General features: G+C 64.6%; 15 protein-coding genes. All 15 read right to left on the reverse strand.

The features are described 5' to 3' along the window. Nucleotides 1–35 precede the first annotated feature (35 nt). The 15 genes from murC to dksA all read right to left on the reverse strand — a co-directional run bounded on the left by murC (nt 36) and on the right by dksA (nt 18,395). Nucleotides 36–1,445, reverse strand: a complete 1,410-nt coding sequence (gene murC / locus GPT34_RS01585; protein ID WP_291008787.1) for a UDP-N-acetylmuramate--L-alanine ligase — start codon at nt 1,443–1,445, stop codon at nt 36–38. Continuing rightward, nucleotides 1,442–2,533, reverse strand: a complete 1,092-nt coding sequence (murG, locus tag GPT34_RS01590) for an undecaprenyldiphospho-muramoylpentapeptide beta-N-acetylglucosaminyltransferase (protein WP_291008790.1) — start codon at nt 2,531–2,533, stop codon at nt 1,442–1,444. The genes murC and murG overlap by 4 nt, the downstream gene beginning before the upstream one ends. Next, complete coding sequence (gene ftsW, locus GPT34_RS01595) at nt 2,533–3,789, reverse strand: putative lipid II flippase FtsW (protein WP_291008793.1); 1,257 nt, start codon at nt 3,787–3,789, stop codon at nt 2,533–2,535. The genes murG and ftsW overlap by 1 nt, the downstream gene beginning before the upstream one ends. After that, a complete protein-coding gene (gene murD, locus GPT34_RS01600) occupies nt 3,786–5,600 on the reverse strand; it encodes a UDP-N-acetylmuramoyl-L-alanine--D-glutamate ligase (RefSeq protein ID WP_291008796.1) in 1,815 nt (604 codons plus the stop codon). The genes ftsW and murD overlap by 4 nt, the downstream gene beginning before the upstream one ends. Continuing rightward, on the reverse strand, nt 5,597–6,775 hold the full coding sequence (gene mraY, locus GPT34_RS01605; protein WP_291008799.1) for a phospho-N-acetylmuramoyl-pentapeptide-transferase: 1,179 nt from the start codon (nt 6,773–6,775) through the stop codon (nt 5,597–5,599). The genes murD and mraY overlap by 4 nt, the downstream gene beginning before the upstream one ends. Continuing rightward, entirely contained in the window at nt 6,765–8,204 is a 1,440-nt protein-coding gene (gene murF / locus GPT34_RS01610) for a UDP-N-acetylmuramoyl-tripeptide--D-alanyl-D-alanine ligase (RefSeq protein ID WP_291008802.1), read from the reverse strand. The genes mraY and murF overlap by 11 nt, the downstream gene beginning before the upstream one ends. Beyond that, nucleotides 8,201–9,739, reverse strand: coding sequence for a UDP-N-acetylmuramoyl-L-alanyl-D-glutamate--2,6-diaminopimelate ligase (locus tag GPT34_RS01615; protein ID WP_291008805.1), 1,539 nt, complete (start codon nt 9,737–9,739; stop codon nt 8,201–8,203). The genes murF and GPT34_RS01615 overlap by 4 nt, the downstream gene beginning before the upstream one ends. Continuing rightward, a complete protein-coding gene (locus GPT34_RS01620) occupies nt 9,739–11,496 on the reverse strand; it encodes a penicillin-binding protein 2 (RefSeq protein WP_291008807.1) in 1,758 nt (585 codons plus the stop codon). Before GPT34_RS01620 ends, GPT34_RS01615 begins: the two co-directional genes overlap by 1 nt. Continuing rightward, complete coding sequence (gene ftsL, locus GPT34_RS01625; RefSeq protein ID WP_291008810.1) at nt 11,493–11,783, reverse strand: cell division protein FtsL; 291 nt, start codon at nt 11,781–11,783, stop codon at nt 11,493–11,495. The genes GPT34_RS01620 and ftsL overlap by 4 nt, the downstream gene beginning before the upstream one ends. After that, nucleotides 11,780–12,715: a 16S rRNA (cytosine(1402)-N(4))-methyltransferase RsmH gene (gene rsmH, locus GPT34_RS01630; RefSeq protein ID WP_291008813.1), complete on the reverse strand. Its 936-nt coding sequence runs from the start codon at nt 12,713–12,715 to the stop codon at nt 11,780–11,782. Before rsmH ends, ftsL begins: the two co-directional genes overlap by 4 nt. 9 nt (nt 12,716–12,724) lie before the next feature. Beyond that, nucleotides 12,725–13,150 (reverse strand): division/cell wall cluster transcriptional repressor MraZ, encoded by a 426-nt coding sequence (gene mraZ, locus GPT34_RS01635; protein ID WP_291008816.1) that lies wholly within the window; start codon nt 13,148–13,150, stop codon nt 12,725–12,727. 348 nt (nt 13,151–13,498) lie between these two features. After that, the gene (gene hslU / locus GPT34_RS01640; RefSeq protein WP_291008819.1) at nt 13,499–14,836 is read right to left on the reverse strand and encodes an ATP-dependent protease ATPase subunit HslU; all 1,338 of its coding nucleotides are present in this window, start codon (nt 14,834–14,836) and stop codon (nt 13,499–13,501) included. Nucleotides 14,837–14,928: 92 nt separating this feature from the next. Next, nucleotides 14,929–15,474 carry an ATP-dependent protease subunit HslV gene (hslV, locus tag GPT34_RS01645; RefSeq protein ID WP_291008822.1) on the reverse strand — a complete coding sequence of 182 codons (546 nt, stop codon included), beginning with the start codon at nt 15,472–15,474 and terminating at the stop codon, nt 14,929–14,931. Nucleotides 15,475–15,497: 23 nt separating this feature from the next. After that, nucleotides 15,498–17,336 carry an STAS domain-containing protein gene (locus GPT34_RS01650; protein ID WP_291008825.1) on the reverse strand — a complete coding sequence of 613 codons (1,839 nt, stop codon included), beginning with the start codon at nt 17,334–17,336 and terminating at the stop codon, nt 15,498–15,500. 48 nt (nt 17,337–17,384) lie between these two features. Beyond that, nucleotides 17,385–18,395 carry an RNA polymerase-binding protein DksA gene (dksA, locus tag GPT34_RS01655; protein ID WP_291008828.1) on the reverse strand — a complete coding sequence of 337 codons (1,011 nt, stop codon included), beginning with the start codon at nt 18,393–18,395 and terminating at the stop codon, nt 17,385–17,387. Nucleotides 18,396–18,460: the final 65 nt, after the last annotated feature.

The raw sequence follows: 18,460 nt of genomic DNA on the forward strand, positions 1-18,460 counted from the left end.
TCGTGCATCGATGTGGGTCAATGGAGCTCCCTTGTTCATGCCTTGACCTCACCGGCCAGTTCGATAACCTGCGCGGCCACCATACCGATGGAGCCCGCGCCCATGCAGAGCACTACGTCGCCTTCGCGCGCGTTGTCCAGAATCGCCTGCGGCATCGCGGTGACGTCGTCCACAAACACCGGCTCCACCTTGCCGGCCACCCGCAGCGCGCGCGTCAGCGACCTGCCGTCAGCCGCGACGATGGGCGCTTCACCAGCCGCGTACACCTCGGCCAGCAGCACCGCGTCGGCCAGGCCGATCACCTTCACAAAATCCTCGAAACAGTCTCGGGTACGGCTGTAGCGGTGCGGCTGGAAGGCCAACACCAGGCGCCGGCCGGGGAAGGCGCCCCGCGCCGCCGCCAGCGTGGCCGCCATCTCCACCGGGTGGTGACCATAGTCATCCACCACCGTGCACTGGCCACCGCTGGCCAGCGCGGCATCGCCATAGCGCTGGAAGCGCCGGCCCACACCCTTGAACTCGGCCAGTGCTCGGACCACGGCGGCATCGGGCACGCCCAGCTCCACTGCCACACCAATGGCGGCAAGGGCGTTGAGCACGTTGTGATCGCCAGGCAGGTTGAGCAGCACATCCAGATCGGGCAGCGACACGCCGTTGCGCCGCTGCACGGTGAAGCGCATCTGCCCCGCCTCGGGCTTCACGTTAACCGCGCGTACCTGAGCGTCTTCGGAGAAGCCGTAGCTGGTGATGGGTCGGGCGATCTGCGGCAGGATCTCGCGAATCGAGGCATCGTCAACACAGACCACCGCCGCGCCGTAGAACGGCATGCGGTGCAGGAACTCGACAAACGCAGCCTTGAGACGACCGAAGTCGTGACCGTAGGTGTCCATGTGGTCGGCGTCGATGTTGGTCACGACCGAGAGCACGGGTAGCAGATTGAGAAAGGAGGCATCGGATTCGTCGGCCTCGACTACGATGTACTCACCGGAACCCAGCTGGGCGTTGGCGCCCGCGCTGTTGAGACGGCCACCGATCACAAAGGTCGGGTCCAGGTCGGCCGCAGCGAGCACGCTGGCGACCAGGCTGGTGGTTGTGGTCTTGCCGTGGGTGCCCGCAATCGCCACGCCCTTTTTCATGCGCATCAACTCAGCCAGCATCACCGCTCGCGGCACCACCGGCACCAATTTGGCGTGGGCGGCGACCACTTCGGGATTGTCGGCTTTCACAGCGGTGGAGGTAACGATGGCATCGGCGCCGTCGATGTGGCGCGCGTCGTGGCCGGTGAACACCTCAGCGCCCATCGCAACCAGTCGGCGCGTGGCGCCGCTCTCGGCCAGGTCGCTGCCCGAAATGCGGAAGCCCTGGTTGAGCAACACCTCGGCAATGCCGCTCATTCCCGCGCCGCCGATGCCGACAAAATGGATATGGCGAATGGCATGTTTCATGCCGTTTTCACTTTCGAAAGTTGTTCGCAGGCAGCGACAACCGCTGCCACCGCACCTGTCTTTTGCATCTGCTTGGCCTTGGTGGCCATCGCCTGCAGCTGGTCACGTTGCACCGTGCGTAACGTGCGCGCCAGCGCTTCGGGTGTGAGCTCGGGCTGGGGTACCAGCCAGGCTGCGTCGTGGTCGGCGAGGAAACGGGCGTTTGTGGTCTGGTGGTCGTCCACGGCGAACGGGAATGGCACGAACAGGGCAGCGGCGCCGACGGCAGCGATCTCGGTCACGGTGCTGGCACCCGCCCTGCAGATGATGAGATCGGCATCGGCGAAGGCTTGCGCCGTATCTTCGATGAACGGGGTCAGTTCGGCTTGCACGCCAGCGGCGGCGTAGCCTGCGCGCAGCGCGTCGATCTGCTTGTCACCGCTCTGGTGAATCACCGTCGGGCGCTCGCCTTCGGGCAACAGCGCAAGGGCCTGCGGCACGGTCTCGTTGAGCGCCTTGGCACCCAGGCTGCCACCCACCACAAGGAGGCGCATCGGCCCACGCCGCTCAGCGAAACGCTGTTCGGGGCCGGGCTGGTTCAGGAAACCTTCGCGCAAGGGGTTGCCGACCCACTGCGCCTTTTTCATGACGTGGGGGAAGGCGGTGAACACCCTGTCGGCAATGCTGGCCAGGATCTTGTTGGCCATGCCAGCGACTGAGTTCTGCTCGTGCAGGACCAGCGGCTTACCCAGCAGCGTGCCCATCATGCCGCCCGGGAAGGTGATGTAACCACCCAGACCCACCAGCACGTCGGGCTGCACCCGGCGCACTACTTGCAGGGCTTGCCAGAAGGCGCGCTGCAACCGCAACGGCAGCAAAAATAGGGTCTTGAGGCCTTTGCCGCGCACGCCACCGAAGTCGATGGCTTCCAGGGTGAAGCCTCGCGGCGGTACCAGCCGGCTTTCCATGCTGTCGGGTGCACCCAACCAGTGCACTCGCCAGCCGCGCTCACGCAGTGCCTCGGCCACAGCGAGGCCCGGGAAGATGTGGCCACCGGTGCCGCCAGCCATCACGAGGGCGCAGGGTGCGTGGGAGGTCGTTTGCGCCATCACTTGCGCCCTCCCCGCATCATCTGGCGGTTTTCATAATCAATCCGCAGCACGATGGCCAGGGCCACAAGGTTGATCAGGATCGCCGAGCCGCCGTAGCTCATCAGGGGCAAGGTCAGGCCCTTGGTCGGCAGAGCTCCCAGGTTGACGCCGATGTTGATGAAGGACTGAAAACCCATCCAGACTCCGATGCCTTGTGCAACCAATCCGGAGAACACCTGATCCAGGGCGATGGCCTGGCGCCCGATATCCATGATGCGGCGCGTGAGCCAGAGAAACAGACCAATCAGCAGCAACACACCCATCAGGCCGAACTCTTCGCCAATGACCGCGAGCAGGAAGTCGGTGTGAGCCTCTGGCAGCCAGTGCAGCTTTTCCACGCTACCGCCCAGGCCGACGCCAAAGATTTCTCCACGCCCGAAGGCAATCAGCGAGTGGGAGAGCTGGTAGCCCTTGCCTAGCGCGTGCTCCACGCTCCAGGGATCGAGGTAAGCAAAGACCCGCGCCCGGCGGAACTCGCTCGTCATGACCATGAGGGCAAAGGCGCCGATGACCACTAGCGCCATCAGAAAGAACATGCGTGCGTTCACGCCGCCCAGGAAAAGGATACCCATTGCGATGACCACGATCACCATGAATGCGCCCATATCGGGCTGGGCCAGCAGCAGCATGCCAACCACGCCCACCGCAATCGCCATGGGCATCACCGCGCGGAAGAAGCGCTCCTTGACCTCCATCTTGCGCACCATGTAATCAGCTGCGTAGAGCAGCACCGCGAGCTTGGCCAGCTCGGACGGCTGGAAGTTCATCACGCCCAGCGGAATCCAGCGCCGCGCGCCATTCACCGCCTTACCCAGTTGCGGAATCAGTACCAGGGCCAGTAACACGAGGGCCAGTGCAAACAACCAGGGGGCGAGCTTTTCCCAGGCGCGCATAGGGAACTGGAATGCCGCCACCGCAGCCACCAGCCCGATAGACATGAAGAACGCGTGGCGAGTGACGAAATGGGTGGGGGCGTAATTGCCGAACCGGGGGTTGTCAGGCAGCGCGATCGAGGCCGAATACACCATCACCAAACCCCAGGCTAGCAAGGTCACGACGACCCAAAGCAAAGGCTGGTCAAACCCCATTTCACGCACTGCCGGGCCGCGCGTGCCGCCATAGCTGCGGCTGGAGAGGCGCACCGGCAGCCCGTCGCCGCCGCCAGTCAGGGCAGCCCGAAGACGGGCCCAGGTTGTCTGAATCGTCGCGTTCATGCCGCGCCCTCCAGCACCACACCGCGCTCATCGGCGAGTTTTTGCACCGTCTCGACGAACACCCTTGCGCGGTGCGGATAGTTGTCGAACATGTCGAAGCTGGCGCAGGCGGGCGACATCAGCACGGCATCGCCCGGTTGTGCCTGTTGCTGGGCCAGACGAACCGCTTCGGGAAGGGTCTGCGCATCCAGCACCGGCACCTGTTCCAGCGAATCGGCCACTGCCTTGCGGATGAGGTTGGCATCGCGGCCGATCAGCACCACGGCGCGAGCATGGCGCGCCAGCGGCTCAGCCAACGGCTGGAAGTTCTGCCCCTTGCCATCACCGCCGAGGATGACCACCAGCCGACGCTCGGAGCCAAGCCCATTCACCGCCGCCAGCGTGGCGCCGACGTTGGTGCCCTTGCTGTCGTTGAAGTACTCGACGCCTTCGATGATGCCCACCGGCTCGACGCGGTTGGGCTCACCGCGGTATTCGCGAAGACCATGCAGCATGGCGCCCAAGGCTGCGCCGGAGCTGGTGGCCAGCGCCAGCGCTGCCAGGGCGTTAGCGGCATTGTGGCGGCCGCGGATGCGCAGCGCGTCGACCGGCATCAGGCGCTGGAAGTAGATGTCTTCGGTATCGTTCGCTGCGCGACCCGGCTTGCGCGTTTCGTCCAGCGCCAACGCGCGCACCAGCCAGTCCATCCCGCCGACTGACTCGATTCCCCAGTCCCCCACACGCTGCGGCGCGTCAAGGCCGAAGCTGGCCCAGGGCCGCGATGGCTGCTGACGGTTGCGTCCGCTCACCTTGACGGTGACCTGACCAGGCTGCATGGCCATCACGCGCTCATCATCACGGTTGAGCAGCATCAGCGCCTGCTCGCCGAACACCGCGGCCTTGGCCTGTGCATAGGCATCCAGGCTGCCATGCCAGTCGAGATGGTCCTCGCTGAGGTTAAGCAAGGTAGCGGCGGTGGGCACGCTGTCCCAAGCGCCGCCCGCCGCACCGTCGAGCTGGAAACTGGAAACTTCGAGAACCCAGACCGCGGGGAGGTGAGGCGGCAGCGCAGGCCCTGCGGGTGGCGGCACCAGCATGGGCTGCTCACCGTGGTCGCCTTTCTCGTCATCGGTGTCAAGGTCCGCCTCACCGGCTTCACCCGTCTGCGTTTCGTCTTTTAGCGTCTGCGCTTCTTCCGCGCTGACGACAGGCATGGCGGCAACCGGCTCGCTCACCGATGCATCCATTAAGGCGGAGACGGGATCCGGCGCCTGTTCTGCTTCGGTGCGCGCGGCGGCTTGCTCCGCTTCAATTTCAGCATCCAGCACCTGCGCCAACACGTCGAGCAAGGCGGGTCCGATGTTGCCGGCCACGGCGGTGTGCACGCCAGCGCGTTGCAGCAACAAGCCGGTGAGCGCGGTCACGGTGGTCTTGCCGTTGGTGCCAGTGATGGCCAGAACCTGGGGGAGGTAAGGCAGGCGCTCGCGCTGCGCCAGGTCGCGCAGGGCTTGCGCAAACAGGTCCAGCTCACCAACCCAGGCGGCGCCATTCGCCTGCGCCCAGTCGCGCAGTGGCGCCAGGGGCTGGGGCGGCAGACCCGGGCTGCGGGCGATCAGGGTCCACGCTGCTTCAGCAAGCAAGGCCTCGTCCAGCGGCCCTGAGCGGAATCGCACATCGGGGCATTCGGCGCGCAGGGCGGCCAACTGGGGCGGCGTGACGCGCGTGTCAGCCACGGTGACCTGCGCACCGCAGCGCACACACCATCGCGCCATAGCCAGGCCGGTGACACCCAGGCCCAGAATGAGAACGGTTTGGTTCTTCAGCTCGTTCATCGCAGCTTCAGGGTCGACAGGCCGACCAGACACAACAACATGGTGATGATCCAGAAGCGCACCACCACCTGCGTTTCTTTCCAGCCCTTTTTCTCGAAGTGGTGGTGCAGAGGTGCCATCTGGAACAGTCGGCGACCCTGGCCAAAGCGGCGCTTCGTGTACTTGAAGTAGGCCACCTGCGCCATCACAGAGAGCGCTTCGACCACGAAGATGCCACCCATGATGGCGAGCACGATTTCCTGCCGCACGATGACCGCGATGGTGCCTAGAGCGCCACCCAGTGCCAGCGCACCAACGTCCCCCATGAACACCTGGGCTGGGTGCGTGTTGAACCACAGGAAGGCCAGACCCGCACCGGCCATGGCGGAGCAGAAGATCAGTAGCTCACCCGCGCCCGGGATGTGCGGCACCAGCAGATAACGCGCGAACACCGCATTGCCCGTGACATAGGCGAACACGCCCAGGGCCGACCCGACCATCACCACCGGCATGATGGCCAGCCCGTCGAGGCCATCGGTGAGGTTGACCGCGTTGCTGGAGCCGACGATGACCAGATAGGTCATGACCACAAAACCGAATACGCCCAGCGGGTAGCTGATCTCCTTGAAGAACGGCACCATGAGACCAGCCTGCGGCGGCAGGTCCACGGTGAAGCCCGAGGTGACCCATTCGAAAAACAGCTGCAGCACGCGCAGGTTGTTGGTCTCGGACACGCTGAAGACCAGGTAGAAGGCGGCGACCAAGCCAATCACCGACTGCCAGAAATATTTCTCGCGTGAGCGCATACCCTCAGGATCTTTGTGAACAACCTTACGCCAGTCGTCTACCCAGCCGATGGCGCCAAAACCCAGCGTCACCAGCAGCACGATCCAGACGAAGCGGTTGGACAGGTCGAACCACAGCAGCGTGGACAAAGCGATCGAAAACAGAATCAGCACCCCCCCCATGGTCGGCGTGCCGCTCTTGCTGAGGTGGGTCTGCATCGCGTAGTCGCGAATCGGCTGGCCGATCTTGAGCGCAGCCAGCCGGCGTATGAAATACGGCCCGGCCACCAGACCCAGGATCAGCGCCGTCATCGCCGCCATCACCGCGCGGAACGTCAGGTACTGGAATACCCGCAGGAATCCAAACTCCGGCCCGAGCGATTGCAGCCAAAGAGTGAAGCTAAGCAGCATGCGACGCGTCCTTCCGTTCTTCTGGCGAACTTGGACCCAACGCCTGCAGCGCCTGCACCACCCGCTCCATGCGCATGAACCGCGAGCCCTTGACCAGCACGCTGCGTGGCGCGGCATCACCCGTTGCGGCCACTTGGCGGGCTACGTGCGCGCTCAAGGCGTCTACGTCGCTCCAGTGCTCGGGGGCCACCTCGCTGGCGGCCTTCAGCACGGCGCAGGCCTGGCCCATCCAGTCGCCTGCGCAGTGCACAGCGTCGATGCCGCGCGCACGGGCGTGGCGCAATACCTCTAGATGGAACGCCAGCCCTTGCTCGCCGACTTCGCCCATGTCGCCCACGGCCAGCAGGCGCGGCGCCGGCAGCTCGGCCAGCACGTCGATGGCCGCGATCACCGAGTCCGGGTTCGCGTTGTAGCTGTCGTCGATCAGGGTCAGGCGGCGATCGGTCAGCGTCACGGCTAGCGCGCGCGAGCGCCCGCCGACGGACTCGAAGGCATTCAAACCCTGGGCGATGGCGGCCAGCGGCACGCCGCCGGCCAGCGCGCAGGCTGCAGCGGCCATGGCGTTGCGCAGGTTGTGGCGCCCGGCCACCTGCAGGCGGCAGTGCGATTCGCCCTGCGGCGTGGCGAACCGCACTGCCCAGGCATCGCCCTGCCACTCGGCGCTGAGCACATGCACGGCAGCCGAGGTATCGCGGTCGCTGAAGTCGATCACCCGGCGCGGGCCGGCGAGCTCGCGCCAGACCGGCGTGTGGTCGTCGTCGCTGGGGAACACGGCCACACCATCAGCAGCCAGGGTCTCGATCACGGCGCCGTTCTCCCGCGCCACCGCTTTCACCGACAACATGAACTCCTGGTGTTCGCGCTGGGCGTTGTTGACCAGGGCCACGGTGGGCTGGGCCATGGCCGCCAGGGTGGCGATCTCGCCCGGGTGGTTCATGCCTAGCTCAACCACGGAAAGCCGATGCGATGAGGTAAGGGTCAGCAGTGTGAGCGGCACACCGATGTCGTTGTTGAAGTTGCCGCGGGTGGCATGCGCTGCATCGCCTACAGCGGCTCGCAGGATGGACGCGATCATCTGGGTGACCGTGGTCTTGCCGTTGCTGCCGGTCACGGCGATCAGCGGCAGGGTGAACTGCGCTCGCCAGCGCTGCGCGAGCTGACCGAGCGCCAGGCGCGTGTCGGGCACCTCAACACCCGGCAGGTCCGCTGCAGCCAGGCCGTTATGTGCGATGGCGGCGACCGCGCCTTGCGCCTGAGCTTTCGGCAGGAAATCGTGGGCGTCGAAGCGCTCGCCCTGTAGGGCCACGAACAAGTCACCCGGCCTCAGGCTGCGGGTGTCGGTATGCACGCGGGTGATGGCGAGCTCGCCAGGTGACCCCACCGCTCGAGCACCCGGCAATTCAATGAGTATTTGAGCCAGGGTCATCATGCGTCCGCTCCTTGCGGCTGTGCACGGCGGGCCAGCGCCGCAGCGGCTTTATCGCTGTCGGAGAAAGGGCGCTTGCTGCCCTGGATCTCTTGATAGTCTTCGTGGCCCTTGCCCGCGATCAACACCACGTCACCCGGCAATGCACGCTGGATCGCGATCGCTATCGCTTGGGCTCGGTCGACCTCGACCAGCGCCCGATCGGCCTGGGCGAGGCCCGCCTGCATCTGCTGCAGGATAAGCATCGGATCTTCGCTGCGCGGGTTATCGCTGGTGAGCACCACCTGAGCGGCATCCCGCTCGGCCACAGCGGCTATGAGGGGCCGCTTGCCGGCATCTCGGTCACCACCACAACCGATCACCACCCACAGCGAACCGCCGCGCTGACGCGCCAGTGGCTGCAGCGCCTGCAGCGCTTTTTCCAGCGCGTCTGGCGTGTGGGCGTAATCCACCAGCACCAGCGGCAGCTCGGCGCCAGCCGGCACCTGTTCCATGCGGCCCGGCACCGGCGTGAGCTGGCCGCAAGCGTGCACCGCATCGGCCAGCGGCCAGCCTAGTGCGCGCGCGGCACCCAGCACACACAGCAGGTTCGACAGGTTGTATCGCCCCACCAGCGGCAGGCTCAGCGGATGCGACGCCACCACCACGCCCGCGGTATCGCGCTCGACCACTGTCATACGCATGCCCTGGCGGGTGACCGCCACGCCGGCCGCGCTCAGGCGGGGTACCGCCGCGGCGCCTTCAAAACCCACCGTCCAGACGTCGATGCCGCGTGCGCGCACCCGCTGAACGAGCTCTTCGCCCTTGGCATCGTCGAGGTTGATCACCGCCGAGCTAAGACCCGGCCAATCGAACAGCATGGCCTTGGCTGCCCAGTAGGCGTCCATGCTCCCGTGGAAATCCAGGTGATCCTGGGTGAAGTTGGTGAACACGGCTACGCGCAGGCGGGTGGCATTCAGCCGCGCTTCGACCAAACCGATCGACGAAGCTTCAATGGCGCAGGCGCTCACGCCTCCGTCGACCATCTGGCGCAGGTTGGCCTGCAGTGTGACCGGGTCGGGTGTGGTCAGGCCGGCGGGAACCAGCGGAGCAGCCGGTGCGCGTGCGGTGGGCGGCTGACCCATACCAAGCGTGCCCACCACGGCGCATGGTCGCCCGAGGGCTGAGAGCAGTTGCGCGGTCCACCAGGCGCAAGAGGTTTTGCCGTTGGTGCCGGTGACGGCCACCATCTCCAGCGCGGCACTGGGCTCGCCAAAAAAGGCGCTGGCGATCGGACCGGCAAGGGCCTTGAGGCCAGGCACCACGAGCACACGTTCGTCGGCTATCCCAAACACGTCCAGGCCTTCGCGCTCCACCAGCGCCGCAGCGGCGCCCGCTGCCAGCGCGCCGGCCACAAAGCGCCTCCCATCGGTCGCGGCGCCGGGCCAGGCCACAAAGCCGTCACCCGACTGCAAGCGGCGACTGTCGCTCTGCAGCGTGCCTTGCACGCGTTCCTGGAGCCAGGCGGCGATGGCGGTGGGTTGGTCCAACGTTCGCATCAGAACGATTCCTCGACCAGCTCGGTGACGATCTGCGGTTTGACATTCATATCGGGCTGCACGCCCAGAATGCGCAAGGTCTGCTGTACCGTTTCGCTGAACACCGGTGCCGCCACGAGACCGCCGTAATACACGCCGTTGGTAGGCTCGTCGACCATCACCGCGACGATGATGCGCGGCTGGTCTACCGGTGCCAGGCCCACGAAAAAGCTACGGTATTTCTTGTCGGCGTAGCCCTTGCCTTCCTGCTTGCGCGCGGTTCCGGTCTTGCCCCCCACCGAATAGCCCATAGTCTGAGCCTGCGGTGCGGTGCCGCCAGAGGCGGTCGCCATCTCCAGCATCTTGCGTACCGCGCGCGCGTTCTGCGCGCTGAACACATGCACGCCGGTGGCGGGTGTGTCGGTCTTGAGCATGCTGACCGGAATCAACTCGCCGTCTCGCGCGAAGACGGTGTAGGCCTGCGCCAGCTGGAACAGCGAGGCTGACAGGCCGTAGCCGTAGCTCATAGTCGCCTGTTCGATCGGGCGCCACGACTTGTAGGGCCGCAGGCGCCCGCTCACCGAGCCCGGGAACGGCAACTGCGGCTTCTGCCCGAAGCCAGCCTGGGCATAGGTCTCCCACATTTCGCGCGGCTGCATCTGCATCGCCAGCTTGACCGTGCCGACGTTGCTTGACTTCTGGATCACCTCGTTGACGGTGAGCACGCCGTGCGGGTGCGAGTCGGAAATGGTGGAGCCTCCGATCTGGATGCGCCCGGGCGCGGTCTGGATCGGCGTGGTCGGCTTGACCATGCCTTTTTCCAGCGCCAGCGCGGCGATGAAGGGCTTCATGGTTGAGCCGGGCTCAAAACTGTCCGTGAGCGCGCGGTTGCGCAGCTGCTCGCCGCTCAGGTTGCGGCGGCGGTTGGGGTCAAAACTCGGGTAGTTAGCCAGTGCCAGCACCTCACCCGTGACGGCGTCGAGCACCACCACGCTGCCGGCGCGTGCCTTGTGGGTCCGGACCGCCTCCCTCAGTTTCTGGTAGGCAAAGTACTGCACTTTGCTGTCGATGGAGAGCTGAAGATCGGGACCGTCCACGGGCGGGATCACATCGCGCACGTCTTCCACCACCCGGCCCAGCCGGTCCTTGATCACACGCCGAGAGCCGTTCTTGCCCGAGAGCTGTTTGTTGAACGCGAGCTCCACGCCTTCCTGGCCGCGGTCCTCCACATTGGTGAAGCCCACCACATGGGCTGCGGCTTCGCCTTCAGGGTACTCGCGCTTGTACTCGCGGCGCTGATAGATGCCCTTGATGTCGAGCGCGGCAATCTGCTTGGCCACCGGCTCGTCGACCTGGCGCTTGATCCAGACAAAAGTCTTGTCTTCGTTGGCCATACGCTTCTTCAGGTCGGCCAGCGGCATCTCCAGCAACTTGGCCAGCTCGCGCATCTTGGGGTGCGCCTTGTCCACGTCCTCGGGAATCGCCCAGATGCTCTGGGCGACCACGCTGGAGGCCAGGATCAGACCGTTGCGATCCAGCACGCGACCGCGGTTGGCCGGCAGTTCCAGCGTGCGGGCGAAGCGCACCTCTCCCTGGCGCTGGAAAAAGTCGTTGCCGAACACCTGGACATACGCCGCGCGGGCACCCAGTCCTGCGAAGACAATCGCCAGCGATGCCACGATGAACTTGCTGCGCCACATGGGCGTCTTGCTCGCCAGCAAGGGGCTCGCGCTGTAGTTGATGCTGCGGCTGCCGCCGCGGTCGTTGCGGCGGCTCATGGGCGCTGCTCCGGAGCGGTGGCGGCAGGCAGCGTCACGTACTGCGTGATGCCCGGGGTGACCGGGCGCATTTGCAGCTGGCGCGTGGCGAGCTGCTGCACCCGGGCCGACGCAGCCTGACCGCGTTTTTGCACCACCAGCTGCTCATGCTCGGCGTCGAACTTGCGCGCTTGCGCATGCCCTTTGTCCAGCGCCGCATACAGTCGACGCGATTCGTACTGCGTGTGCACCAGGTAGAACGCACTGACCATCACCGCAGCCAGCAACATGAGGTTGAGTCGAATCATGATCCGACCCCCACATCAACTTCCGTACGCGTGGCTACTCGCATCACGGCGCTACGGGCGCGCGGATTGACCTGAACCTCTGCGTCGCCTGGCATGATGCGAAAGACTTCAGCCAGCGGCATGGGCGCGGGTTCGGCGAACGGCACGCGGCGGTCAACTACGGTGCGGGACTGGCGCGCCATGAACTGCTTGACCATGCGGTCTTCCAGCGAGTGAAAACTGATCACCACCAAACGTCCCTGGGCTCGCAGCACGGACAAGCTCGCGTTCAGCGCTTGTTGCAGCTCTTCAAGCTCGGCGTTGATGAAAATCCGAAGAGCCTGAAATGTGCGCGTTGCAGGGTCCTTGCCCGGCTCGCGGGTTTTGACCGCGCCAGCCACGACTTCGGCCAGCTCACGGGTGGTTCGAAGAGGGCCCCGTTCCTGTCGGCGACGATCAATCGCCTTTGCAACCGATTGAGCAAACCGTTCTTCGCCATAGTCACGTATGACCTCCGTGAGGGTAGGGACGTCGGCCGTTTCCAGCCACTGAGCCACGCTCTGGCCGCGCGTGGTGTCCATGCGCATATCCAGAGGACCATCGTGACGAAACGAAAAACCCCGCTCGGGGTTGTCGATCTGCGGTGAGCTCACCCCCAGATCCATCAAAACCCCATCGACACTGGCCGATCCCAGATCGCCCAGATGAGCAAAGCCCTCGTGGCGGATGGCAATGCGCTGATCGCTGGCAGCCCATTCTTGGGCGGCAGCAATGGCCTGCGGGTCCTTGTCGATGACAGTCAGGCGCCCCTGAGGTGAGAGCCGCTGCAGGATGGCGCGCGCATGCCCACCGCGGCCGAAGGTCGCATCGACATAGTGTCCGTCGGGGTTGATGGCGAGGGCTTGCACAGCTTCGTTCAACAGGACGGTCTGGTGGCTCCATGGGTCTTGCACCGCGGGCCTTCAGAATGAGAGGCGCTTGAGCGCCTCCGGCATGTCGCCCTTCATTGCCTCAGCCTCCTGGGCGGCGTAGGTCTCTGCGTCCCACAGCTCGAAAAAGCTGCCCATGCCTAGCAGCACGGATTCCTTCGATATCCCGGTTTTGGCGCGCAATTCGGGCGAGATCAGCACCCGCCCCGCAGCATCCATCTCCACATTCATGGCATTGCCGAGGAAATAGCGGCGGTGCCAGATCGCATCCATGGGCAGACTGGCAATCTGGTCGCTGAACGACTTCCACTCGGTGCGACGGAATATCATCAGACACCCGTGTGGGTGGCGCGTGATGGTGAGCTGGTTCTGGTCCTCTATCAGGGCGTCACGGTACCGGGTCGGCACAGACAGCCGCCCCTTGGCATCGAGATTGAGAGAAGAAATACCCTGAAACACCTAGATCAGTCCTGAAAAAACACTTTTCACCACTTAATTGCACTTTTTCCCACTGTAGCAGCAAAATTCTGCAGTGCAAGCGCGTGGCTACATATTTTTTCAATGAAATCAACCACTTAGAGCGGTTTTGAGAGGCTCTTTCGGTATGAAATCTTTAGTAAAAGCAAGCACTTACAGCGCCCAGTGCATGTGATGCTTCAAACCCAGGCGCTGCAGAAGCCTGTGCAAAATCTCACGGGAAGTCCGCTGCGCCCGGCCGACGACACAGGCGCACAAATCGCCTCTGCCGATTTCGGCAAGCGCCGATGCCCCGGCGACGGGCTCACCGCACCGCGATCGAGTCGCAGTTCAGAGGATGTAGCGGGAAAGGTCCTCGCTGCGGCTGAGCTCGGCCAGCCTGCCATCGACATAGGCGGCGTCGATGGTCAGGGTTTTGCCCTGCCAGGTGGTCGCACCAAAGCTCACCTCGTCGAGCAGGTGCTCCATCACCGTGGCCAGCCGACGAGCGCCGATGTTTTCGGTGCGCTCGTTGACATCGCAGGCGATCTGGGCGAGCCGCAGAATGCCCTCGGACTGGAACTGCAGCGTCACGCCCTCGGTGGCGAGCAAGGCCTGGTACTGACGCACCAGCGAGGCGTGCGTCTGGGTGAGGATGGCTTCGAAGTCGCTCACCGATAGCGACTGCAATTGCACCCGGATCGGGAAGCGCCCCTGCAGCTCGGGGATAAGGTCGCTGGGTTTGCTGAGGTGAAACGCACCACTGGCGATAAACAAAATGTGATCGGTCTTCACCGGACCGTATTTGGTGGTCACAGTCGTGCCCTCCACCAGCGGCAGCAGATCGCGCTGCACGCCCTGGCGCGACACCTCAGCGCTGCCCGACTCGTTGCGCGAAGCCACCTTGTCGATCTCGTCGATGAAGACAATGCCATTCTGCTCGGTATTTTGCAGCGCGCGCTGCTTGATGTCCTCTTCGTTAACCAGTTTGCCCGCTTCTTCGTCGATCAGCAGCGGCATAGCCTCTTCGATCTTCAGGCGCCGGGTACGCCGCTTATCCTGACCCATCTGACTGAACATGCCGCGCAGCTGCTCGGCCATGTCTTCCATACCCGCCGGACCCATGATGTCCACGGTGGGACGGGGCTCGGCCAGCTCGATCTCGATCTCGCGATCCGCCAGCTGGCCTTCGCGCAGCTTTTTCCGAAAGGTCTGGCGCGCCGTGCTCTCGCTGCTGGCGACCACATCACCGGCGCCCGGTGCTGCGTGCCTGGGTGGTGGAATCAGCACGTCCAGAATACGGTCTTCGGCGGCATCTTCAGCCCGCGCGCGTTGCTCGCGCACAGCGGCATCGCGCGTCTGCTTGATAGCGATCTCGACCAGGTCGCGGATGATGGCGTCCACATCCTTGCCCACATAGCCGACCTCGGTGTACTTGGTCGCCTCGACCTTGATAAAAGGTGCGTCGGCCAGCGCCGCCAGGCGGCGCGCAATCTCGGTCTTGCCCACGCCGGTAGGACCGATCATAAGGATGTTCTTGGGCGTGATTTCGGGCCTCAGCTGAGCATCCACCTGCTGGCGGCGCCAACGGTTGCGCAGGGCGATGGCCACCGCACGCTTGGCACCCTGCTGGCCGATGATAAAGCGGTCGAGTTCGGAAACGATTTCCTGGGGCGTCATGGAAGACATGGGGCAAAAACCTTGATCAAGAATCACCGATGTCGCGGCTGCCGTCTTTCGACCTTGCGGGCGGGGCGATCGGTGTCACGCGCCGCGCGCGCTCACAGCACCTCGACCGTGTGGTGCATGTTGGTGTAGATGCAGAGCTCGCCGGCGATGGCCAGCGACTTGCGAACGATGTCTTCGGCACTCAGATCGGTGTGGTCGAGCAGCCCTTTGGCGGCGGCCTGGGCATAGGCACCGCCCGAGCCGATGGCGACGATGCCGTGCTCGGGCTCCAGCACGTCGCCATTGCCGGTGATGATGAGCGACGCACTGCGGTCGGCCACCGCCAACATCGCTTCCAGGCGACGCAACACGCGGTCGGTGCGCCAGTCTTTGGTGAGCTCAATGGCGGCGCGCACCAGGTGCCCTTGGTGCTTTTCCAGCTTCGCCTCGAAACGTTCAAACAAGGTGAAGGCGTCGGCCGTCGCGCCGGCAAAACCCGCCAACACCTGATCGTGGTGCAACCGGCGCACCTTGCGCGCCGTACCCTTGACCACGATGTTGCCCAGCGTGACCTGGCCATCTCCACCGATGGCCACCTGCACGCCCTCTGTCGTGTTGCGCCGGACGCAAAGGATGGTGGTGCCGTGAAGCGATTCCATGTAGAGGCCGCCCGTGACCGGGCTCAGTCGTTGCGCTGAACCACGCGCGCGTATTCGGTGATACCGATGACGTGGAAAAAGGCGGCTATGAGGCGGTGAGCATCCACAAACTGCACGTTGCGGCCCTGGGCGTGGTGACCCGAGACCCAGTTCAGCAAGGTGCCTGCAGCGGAAAAGTCGACCCGGATCAGGTTGCGGCAGGAAATGATCATCACGTCCGCGCCCTCCAGCCGCTTTTCCAGCGCCTCCAGGATGGGCTGGGGATCACCCCGGATTTCGCCAGACAGCTCCACCAGGCCGAGCTGATTGAGCTCCGAAGACTGGCTGTCCGGCCCCACCGAGTCGCCGGGGTAATGCGAGGGCACAGACTCCATGACCGGCTCGCTGAGCACCGACTGCCCGCTCTCGGCTGACGCCGCAGCCGAAATGTTCTGGAAGTGGCAGCGAGGCCTCTCCCAACCCGGCGGCGAAACCTCGTAGGTGACGCAGAAGTCCAGTGCAGTGAGCTCGAACTCATCGGCGCGGTTCATCACGCGCAGCGCCGCCATGCGCAGCTCCCACCAGAGCTGCTCGATGTCGCGGCGGCCGGATGGCGTCGAGTTCTTGAGCACGTCGCGCAGGGTATTGGCACCCAGGCAACGCAGTTCCACGTCCTGATCGCCCCAGAGCGTGAACATGCCGAGCAGTGCTCGCGCGGCCTTGACGTCGATCGACTCTAGCGGCGACCAGTCAAGCACCCAGGGCTGCGGCGCGCGCATCAGCACAGTCTGCAAGGTGCCCACGGCGTGTGCGTCCACGTCCGGCTCACACACCCACACCGCCCTGCTGGAGCCGCTGGTCGGTCGGTAAGTCTTACCGGTGATCTGCCCGATCATTTCAGGCATGTCGTACCACTGCGGGGCCGAGCGGCTGAAGCGGTTCACAAACTCGACCGCACGGCCTTCGAAAGAGGCAAGCTGCCCGGTCGCCCGATACAGGTCGAACAGCGCCAGCCAGTCCTCTTCCTGCTCGATGCGGGTGCCCCCCTCGCCCACGGCCTCCAGAAGGCCTTGCTCGGCACCAGCATCGTCGCCATTGGCAAACCGGATTGCGGCCTCTTCGACTTCGGGGTCCTGGGCCACTTCCTGCACATCAAGCGCGAAAAAGTGGGAGGGCGAAAAGGAGGAGCTGGGCCCGCTGGGTGTGCCCTGGGACGACTGAGACATGGCCATCAGACCGGTGCGATTGGTCGCCGAAGCAGAGTGAGCTGACAGGCGATCAGCGGCGGCGCTTTCCTTGGCCATCGCCGCGCGACGCGGCTCAGGCGAGGGCGCGTCATCGACACCCATAGCGGCGGCCTCGTGCCCCGACACCAGCGGCGAGCCTTCGGTTTCACCGTACTGCTTGACACGCGCACGGGACTTTTCTTCGTCCAACCCATCCCGCTCACGGGAATCCAGCTTTTTCTCCAGCGGCGTGCCACCCGTGCTGTGCTGGCTGGAGCCGGTAACCAACGAGTCCGGGCCCTTGGTCTTCCACCATTGCATGGACATCTGGGCTTCGATCTCGTCGATTTTCTTGAGCGTCATGGCCCGGTCGTCCGGCTTGGACGGCAGGCTGCTCTGGAAGAACGAAGGACGGATACCCTGTCCCCCTTCACCGCTGGCTTCACGGCTGCGGATCTTGCGCAGCATGTCGAACTCGCGCTTTCGCACAAAGTCGTTGCGCCGCTTGCGCTCGATCATTTCCTTGAGCGCGGCCTTGCTGTACTCGCTTTCCCGGTCTGCCGTGCGAGTGTCCAGATCCGCCCAGCTGGTGGTCGGGTGGCGAACAAATTTCGCCACCTTGGACAGAAAGCCGCCGTTCGATTCGTCCTTGGACATGCCGCGAGGTTACCGGAACTGTTTGGGGTGCAAAGCAGTAAATGCGGGTTAGTCGCCGAACATCTTCTGCTTGAGTTCGCGGCGCTGCTGGGCTTCCAGCGACAGACTCGCGGTGGGGCGCGCCATCAGACGACCTACGCCAATGGGCTCACCGGTTTCTTCGCAATATCCATAGTCGCCTGAATCGATGCGGGCGATGGCCTGCTCGATCTTTTTGAGCAGTTTGCGCTCACGATCGCGGGTTCGCAGCTCCAGTGCATGCTCTTCTTCGATGGTGGCGCGATCAGCCGGATCGGGCACAACCACCGTGTCTTCACGCAGGTGCTCGGTGGTTTCGCCCGCGTTGGCCAGCATGTCGGCGCGCAGCTGGCTGAGCTTGCGGCGGAAGTAGGCCAGCTGCAGATCGCCCATGTATTCGCTGTCAGGCATTGCCTGGATATCTTCGTCTGTAAGTTGCTCAGCCGACAGGGACTTCCAATTGTTGGCGCGCTTGGGATCCTTGCGGATGGCGGAGGGGACGGGAGGCGTCATGACAACACGTTCATTCATGGTGGAAAAAGTCGCTTTAGCGGCGTCGGGCGCGTGGGTAGGCACCACCTCAGCCTGCGTCATCTGCTCCATCATGACCTTTTTGGCAGCACGTTTGCCCAGAGGCCTCGGCGTGGGCTGCACCACCGGCAGGGTGATGGGTTTCTTGGGTGGGGCCACGGTCAACGGCTTGCCGAACACGGGTGCGGTCGTCTTGGCTGCGGGTTTAGCCGCGGCACTGGGCTTCACGACCGCCTTCGGCGCGGGCTTGGTAGCGGCTTTGGTCACGGGCTTGGCTGCGGGTTTGGTGGCCTTCACTGGTGCAGCTTTCGCCACTGGCTTAGGCGATTTGACAGGCACCGCCTTCTTGGCGGATGTGGCGGGCTTGGTGGGTTTGGCCACGGGCTTGCTAACGGATTTCGCCGCTGGCTTGGACTTCGCGGCGGGTTTGGCGGGGGCTGACGCTCGCCCCTTGGCCCCCGTCCCAGCGGATTTGGCTGCTTGGGTGGTCTTCTTGGCCGGGACTTTCACAAGGGGTCTCCTCTCAGTGCCTGACGATGCGGAATGCGGAACGGTCGGCTCGCTGCGGGTGTTGG

The sequence above is a fragment of the Hydrogenophaga sp. genome, from assembly GCF_011390835.1.
Taxonomy (GTDB): Bacteria; Pseudomonadota; Gammaproteobacteria; order Burkholderiales; family Burkholderiaceae_C; genus Hydrogenophaga.

Coding starts and splice junctions, on each gene's coding strand:
- murC (WP_291008787.1), bottom strand. CDS start 1,445: ATGAAACATGCCATTCGCCATATCCATTTTGTCGGCATCGGCGGCGCG.
- murG (WP_291008790.1), bottom strand. CDS start 2,533: ATGGCGCAAACGACCTCCCACGCACCCTGCGCCCTCGTGATGGCTGGC.
- ftsW (WP_291008793.1), bottom strand. CDS start 3,789: ATGAACGCGACGATTCAGACAACCTGGGCCCGTCTTCGGGCTGCCCTG.
- murD (WP_291008796.1), bottom strand. CDS start 5,600: ATGAACGAGCTGAAGAACCAAACCGTTCTCATTCTGGGCCTGGGTGTC.
- mraY (WP_291008799.1), bottom strand. CDS start 6,775: ATGCTGCTTAGCTTCACTCTTTGGCTGCAATCGCTCGGGCCGGAGTTT.
- murF (WP_291008802.1), bottom strand. CDS start 8,204: ATGATGACCCTGGCTCAAATACTCATTGAATTGCCGGGTGCTCGAGCG.
- GPT34_RS01615 (WP_291008805.1), bottom strand. CDS start 9,739: ATGCGAACGTTGGACCAACCCACCGCCATCGCCGCCTGGCTCCAGGAA.
- GPT34_RS01620 (WP_291008807.1), bottom strand. CDS start 11,496: ATGAGCCGCCGCAACGACCGCGGCGGCAGCCGCAGCATCAACTACAGC.
- ftsL (WP_291008810.1), bottom strand. CDS start 11,783: ATGATTCGACTCAACCTCATGTTGCTGGCTGCGGTGATGGTCAGTGCG.
- hslU (WP_291008819.1), bottom strand. CDS start 14,836: ATGTCTTCCATGACGCCCCAGGAAATCGTTTCCGAACTCGACCGCTTT.
- hslV (WP_291008822.1), bottom strand. CDS start 15,474: ATGGAATCGCTTCACGGCACCACCATCCTTTGCGTCCGGCGCAACACG.
- GPT34_RS01650 (WP_291008825.1), bottom strand. CDS start 17,336: ATGTCCAAGGACGAATCGAACGGCGGCTTTCTGTCCAAGGTGGCGAAA.